Annotated in this window: 1 protein-coding gene; it reads right to left on the reverse strand. The window is 73.1% G+C overall.

Features of this window, described 5'->3' with window-relative positions; translation table 11 throughout:
- Window positions 1-367 (reverse strand): hypothetical protein (locus BN4575_RS22790; protein ID WP_218060798.1); only part of this gene is annotated, 367 nt, incomplete at its 3' end.
- Window positions 368-476: the final 109 nt, after the last annotated feature.

Below are 476 nucleotides of genomic sequence, written 5' to 3' on the forward strand. Positions count from 1 at the left end.
GGAAGTGGGCGCACGCATAGAAGAAGGCGAGCAGGCCGAGCGCCTTGCGGATGCGGAGCGGGAACGTCCAGCCCGAGACGAGCTTGAGCGGCGTCGCCGCCAGCGAGGCGACGAGCAGCACGAGCGCGAGGAGGCCGAGCTGGTTCAGCGCCTCGGCGATCGCGTTCGGGCCGAGCGCCCCCGTGGCGGCGCGAAGGCCGCGCACGACGCGCGGGAACAGACCGCCCGTGACGATCGCGGGCGGCAGCCAGGCCTGCTTCCGGCCTGCCGGAACGCCGGCGCGCGGCGGCGACGGCGTCCGCGTCGGCTCTGTCGTTCGGGACGGATGCACCGGGCTCGCCGTGTCCCTCGGGCTCACCGGGATCACGGGTTCTCCGGGCCTCGCTGGCGAGCCCATCGTCAGAAGTTCTCCCGCAGGTCCATGCCGCTGTATAGCCCGGCGACCTCCTCCGCATAGCCGTTGAACGGCAGCGTGG

The sequence above is a fragment of the Aeromonas sp. EERV15 genome (genome assembly GCF_900079845.1).
GTDB lineage: Bacteria > Pseudomonadota > Gammaproteobacteria > Enterobacterales > Aeromonadaceae > Aeromonas > Aeromonas sobria.